The organism is Streptomyces sp. NPDC001568 (assembly GCF_042893755.1).
GTDB lineage: Bacteria > Actinomycetota > Actinomycetes > Streptomycetales > Streptomycetaceae > Streptomyces.
Genome location: NZ_JBIAVF010000029.1, coordinates 1 through 5454 on the forward strand (window position 1 = coordinate 1; position 5454 = coordinate 5454).

Here is a 5454-nt window from a genome sequence, read left to right on the forward strand (position 1 = left end):
TTGACGTCCATCACCGCCTCCACCGCGTCCCGCGTCCCGATGGTCTCCTCGAAGTGGTAACCCGTGTCGAGGAACACCACGTCCACGCCGGGGCGAACCCGGGAGGCGAGGTGGGCGACCACCGCGTCCTCCATCGAGGACGTCACACAGAATTTCCTCCCGAAGGTGTCGGCCGCCCAGCGCAGGATCTCCTGCGGAGGAGCATTTTCGAGTTCCCGGCCCGCGCGCTCGGCCAGCGTGATGAGATCTCCGTTTGCGTGAGTCGTCGCCATCCGGCGGCTCCTTGATGAAAAAAGGGGGGCGCGGCGAGCGGGCATAAATTTCTGGGCCGAGAATAGCAATCCGGGCACATAATTCGCTGACGGTCCGCTGATCAGCATCAATTTCACCCTCAACCTGCCGTTGACCAGGGGTTTCATATCGTTCAGGGGTTTTGTGGAGCGCGGTCAGCGCACGGTAAGTCCGGCATCAGCGGACCGCCAGCACCCCTGTGTCATAGTGGGCCGAAATTGCACAGAATCCCGCGCCGGCCGGCGGGCCAAGAATTTCCGTCGACCGAAACCGAATCAGCCACCGACCGGCCGGTTTACGCATTCCGGCCGTTACCCCCGGAGAGGGCACGCGGAGAAATGAGCCTGCAAGGACTGCGCCGAGGAAGGCTGTTACGCCGCCTCGCACTCTGTCTGTCGGCGGTGGGACTGACCGCCTCCATGCTCACCGGAGCGGAACCCGCCGCCGCCGGCACGCCCGAGACCTGGACCTCCAGCTTCCAGGGCAGCGACGGCGTCACCTACACGGCGACGAACCACCTCGTGTCGGCTTCCAAGGGGCCGGGCCGGCAGTGGATGCTCGTCTGGTCGGGTCCGGCGAAGCAGCCCGCACCCGACTTCCTCGCCGTCATCGACGCCACCCCGGGCTCCCCCTCGTACGGCAAGGTCGCCAACACCGTCACCGTCGGCCCGAACAACGGCAACGAGCCGCACCACATGCAGTACGTGTGGCACAAGGGCGACCGGATCTACGCCGGCGGCATCATGGGCGACACGACGTTCGTCTTCGACGCGAAGGCACTGCCCGCGCTGACGATCGCCGGGGTCAACACGCCCGTCGACACCCCGTGCGGCACGCTGCCCGACGCCTACCAGGTGCTGAGCGACGGCACCGCGTACGGGACGTACATGGGCGGCCCGAACGTGACCGGTCCCTGCACCTACACCAACGGCGAGGTGCGCGTCGGCAACGGCGCCGCCGGGTCGCCCGGTGAGATCGTCCGGATCGGCAAGGACGGCAGGACCCTCGCCGAGATCCCGGCGGCGACCGCGGGCGGCGAGGACCCCGCGCAGTGCGGCAACGTCCCGGCGCTGCCCGCCGCGAGCTGCGCGAACCCGCACGGCATCGCCGTCCGCGAGGACCTGAACGTGATGGTGGCCAGCGACTTCGCCGAGGCCCGCAACTTCATGACGCCCGATTCCGAACTGCGGGAGAACCTGGCCCGCCAGACCGTCCGCGTCTTCGACATCGCCGACCGGAACAATCCGACGCTGCGCTCGGTGTCGAAGGTCGCCGACGGTCCGCGCGGGGCGCAGGAGCCGCGGGCGTTCTTCCGTGAGTCGCGGGTGGTCATGGAGACCGCGCTGACCAACCGGCCCGGGCACAAGGGCGCGTTCGTGTCCTCGATGGCCGGCGGCGCCGTGTTCTACACCCCGGACATCACCGCGCCCGCCCCGCAGTGGAAGGAGGTCTTCGACGACACGACGGCCTACCGGAGCTTCCGGCGCGACCCGGGGGCCACCGGCAGCGGCGACAACGCGAGCTGGCTGGCCGTCAGCCCCGACGACCGGTTCCTCTTCCACACGGTGATGGGCCAGTCGGTGCCGTACGGCAAGCCGTTGGACGACACCACGGGCATGATCTACGTCCTGGACATCCAAAAGCTCCTCGCCGCCGGTACGGGCGCCAAGTGCTCCATCGACGACCTGAACGAGGCCGCGCGCGGCGGTCGTGAGCGGGACTGCCCGGAGCTGGTGAGCACCGTGCCGATCCGTGACGTGAGTTCGGGCGGCCCGCACTGGGGCGCGATGGACAACTTCAAGCGGGGCGGGGACGGCGTGTACCGCGAGACGCAGAACGTCAGCCGCATCGCGGTGGCCAACTACTTCGTCGCCGGCTCGTTCGGTGGTGGCGGCGACCACCGGGTGTGCATGTTCGACCTGGACCGGCGCGGCAACGTGAGCCTCGACCGGTCGTTCCGCGACGAGCACACGGGCAAGCCGTGCGTCGGCTTCAACCGGGCCTCCTGGCCGCACGGCGACTTCGGCGACAGCCAGCCGCACGGCGTGCTGTTCGTCGTCAGCGACGGCGTCGTCCGACGGTGAGCGCGGTCCTCCTGGCGGCGGTCGTCCTGACCGCCGCCCTGGCGCTGGGGGTACTGCTGCTGCGCCGCGGCCTGCTGCGGCGGCGCGTGAGCGTGTCGGCGTACTTCGCCGCGGCCGTGGCCTGCACGGTGCTGGCCGGGGTCGCGGCGGGCTCGCCGCTGCCGCGCGGCGGTCCCGTCGGGGCGTTGGGCGGGCCGTTGCTCGGTTCGCTCGGGCTGGGCGGCCAGCAGGTGCCGGTGCTGGTGGTGCCGAACCGGCCGGGGTTCAACCTGGTCGCCGTCGCGGCCGACGAGGCCTCGGCGGGCACCGACCGGGGCCGGCTCGCCAAGGGCGGGCAGCGGCCCGGCTCCGCGCTGACCTGGGTCCCGGTGGAGCTGCCGGCGGGGCCGGGGCAGGTGTGGGTGTCCTCGGGCGGCGCGGTCGCCGCGCTGGCGGTGGACACCGGCCGGGCCGCGGCCGGAGCCGGCGGGGACGCGGGGCTCGCCGCGCTGCGCGGCGACGACGGCCCCGAGTGCGCGAGCGCCGCCGCCGGGGCGCTGCTCGGCGGGGACGCCAAGCCGCCGTCGGGCTGCCCGGCCGACGGGCTCGCCCCGGCGGACGCGGCCGCGCTGCGGGAGACGGTGGCGTTCCTCGCCGGACGCGGGGCCCGCTCGCTCGGGCTCGTGGAGGACTCCTCGCCGCGCGGGCGGGCCGCCGCCGCCGAGGTGCGGGCGGCGGCGGGCCGGGCGGGGATCGCGGTGGGCGTGCCGGATTCGAACCGGCAGCCGCTGGTGGTGACCTCCGGCTGGGCGGGCGCGGACGCGGCCGTACGGGACGTGGAGGCGGGCCGCACCTTCGCCGAGGGCACCTACCTGGCGCCCTGGCTGTTCACCGCGCCGCTGCTCTCGCCGAGCGCCGGCCAGCTCATCCCGCTGCGGTACGCGCCGAACGGCCCGGCCGCGGTGGAGTACCTGAAGGCGCTCGGCGCCCGCTTCCCGGGCGACGCGCCCACGTCCGCCGGGTACGACGCCTGGCGTCGGGCCCGCGGCACGGCCGCCCCGGCGCCCGCCACGTTGTACGCCACGGCCGTGCTGTACGTCCCCGGCAGCGGCGGGCCCGGCGCTGCCGGCGGCCATCACCACGCGGAGGCCACGAGCTGGCTGCCGAGCGGGATGGTCGTCCCGGTCGCGGGCCTCGGCACGACCTGAGCCGGCCGGACGCCGGAACCCCTCCCCCAGCCCACGTAGGAGCACGGACAGATGACGGAAACCGCCGCGCCGCCGGTCCGGACCGCACGGACCGCCCGTCCCGCCGCCAAGCGACCCGAGGGCCAGTGGGCGCTGGGCGAGCGCGAACCGCTCAACGCGAACGAGGAGTTCAAGCAGGTCGAGGACCCGCTGCTGGTGCGCGAGCGCATCGAGCGGGTGTACGCCCGTGAGGGCTTCGCGAGCATCGATCCGGACGACCTGCGGGGTCGGATGCGCTGGTGGGGGCTGTACACGCAGCGCAAGCCGGGCATCGACGGCGGGCGGACGGGCTCGTTGGCGCCGGAGGAGCTGGAGGACGAGCACTTCATGATGCGGGTGCGCAGCGACGGCGGCACCCTGGACCTCGCGCAGTTGCGGGCGATCGCCGACGTGTCGATGCGCTTCGCCCGCGACACCGCGGACATCACCGACCGGCAGAACATCCAGCTGCACTGGGTGCGGATCGAGGACGTGCCCGCGATCTGGCGGCGGCTGGAGGAGGTCGGGCTGTCCACGACGGAGGCGTGCGGGGACTGTCCCCGGGTCGTCGTCGGCAGTCCGGTGGCGGGGGTGGGCGCGGCGGAGGTGCTGGACGCGACGCCGGCGGTGCGGGAGATCGCCGCCCGGTACGTCGGGGACCCGTCGCTGTCGAACCTGCCGCGCAAGTACAAGTCGGCGGTGTCCTGGCTGCCGGACATCCCGTACGAGATCAACGACCTGGCGTTCCTGGGCGCCGTGCACCCGGAGCACGGTCCGGGTTTCGGCATGTGGGTGGGCGGCGGGCTGTCGACGGTGCCGATCCTGGCGCAGCACGTCGGGGTGTGGGTGCCGTTGGAGGAGGTCCCGGACGTGTGGGTGGCGGTGGCGCGGCTGTTCCGTGACTACGGCTACCGGCGGTTGCGGGGGCGGGCCCGGCTCAAGTTCCTGATCGCGGACTGGGGCGTGGCGGAGTTCCGTCGGGTGCTGGAGGAGGAGTACCTGGGTCGGCCGTTGTCGGACGGGCCGCTGCCGGAGCTCCCGGCGGCGCCGATCGACCACATCGGGGTGCATCCGCAGCACGACGGGCTGTCGTACGTGGGTGCGGCGCCGGTCGTGGGGCGGCTGTCGGGGACGAGGCTGGCGGCGCTGGCCGATCTGGCGCAGGCGCACGGCAGCGGTCGGGTGCGGCTGACCCCGTACCAGAAGCTGCTGGTGCTGGACGTGGCCGATCCGGAGCCGCTGGTGGAGGAGTTGCGGGGCATCGGGCTGGAGGCGCGGCCGTCGTCGTGGCGGCGCAACACGATGGCCTGTACGGGGATCGAGTACTGCAAGCTGGCGATCGTGGAGACGAAGGAGCGGGCGGCGACGCTGGTCGCGGAGTTGGAGAAGCGGTTGGCGGGCGAGGACGCGGGGCTGAGCGTGAACGTCAACGGCTGCCCCAACTCGTGTGCGCGCACGCAGGTCGCCGACATCGGTCTCAAGGGGCAGTTGGTGGCCGACGAGGACGGCCGGCAGGTCGAGGGCTTCCAGGTGCACCTGGGCGGCGGTCTGACGCTGGCCGCGGACCAGGAGGGCGCCTTCGGCACGAAGCTGCGCGGGTTGAAGACGACCGCGGCGGATCTGCCGGATTACGTGGAACGCCTGACGCGGGGCTACCTGGCCGGCCGGACGGACCCGTCGGAACCCTTCGCGGCATGGGTCGCACGCTGCGCCGAGGAGGACCTGAGGTAGCGGCCCACCGCACGCGGCGTACCGGGGCGGGGCCGCGGGGGGGGCCCCCCCGGCGCCCCCCCCCGGGGGGGGGGGGGGGCCGGGGCCCCCCCGGGGGGGGGCCGCCGGGGGGGGGGCGGGGGCGGGGGGGGGGGGGGGCGTCG

At 73.4% G+C, this 5454-nt stretch carries 4 protein-coding genes; 3 read left to right on the plus strand and 1 reads right to left on the minus strand.

Annotated elements, in window-relative coordinates; genetic code table 11:
- Positions 1 to 272: phosphoadenosine phosphosulfate reductase family protein (locus ACFY0I_RS37015; RefSeq protein WP_388904033.1), on the minus strand; the 272-nt coding region annotated here is incomplete at its 3' end.
- 357 nt (positions 273 to 629) lie between these two features.
- On the opposite strand from ACFY0I_RS37015, the gene ACFY0I_RS37020 reads away from it, so the two are divergent.
- From ACFY0I_RS37020 to ACFY0I_RS37030, 3 genes are read left to right on the plus strand one after another with little or no spacing between them, the layout of a single operon-like run.
- A complete protein-coding gene (locus tag ACFY0I_RS37020) occupies positions 630 to 2375 on the plus strand; it encodes a hypothetical protein (protein WP_388904034.1) in 1746 nt (581 codons plus the stop codon).
- Positions 2372 to 3562 carry a hypothetical protein gene (locus ACFY0I_RS37025; protein WP_388904036.1) on the plus strand — a complete coding sequence of 397 codons (1191 nt, stop codon included), beginning with the start codon at positions 2372 to 2374 and terminating at the stop codon, positions 3560 to 3562. Before ACFY0I_RS37020 ends, ACFY0I_RS37025 begins: the two co-directional genes overlap by 4 nt.
- A 51-nt stretch (positions 3563 to 3613) precedes the next feature.
- The gene (locus tag ACFY0I_RS37030) at positions 3614 to 5311 is read left to right on the plus strand and encodes a nitrite/sulfite reductase (protein WP_388904038.1); all 1698 of its coding nucleotides are present in this window, start codon (positions 3614 to 3616) and stop codon (positions 5309 to 5311) included.
- The last annotated feature ends 143 nt before the right edge of the window (positions 5312 to 5454 follow it).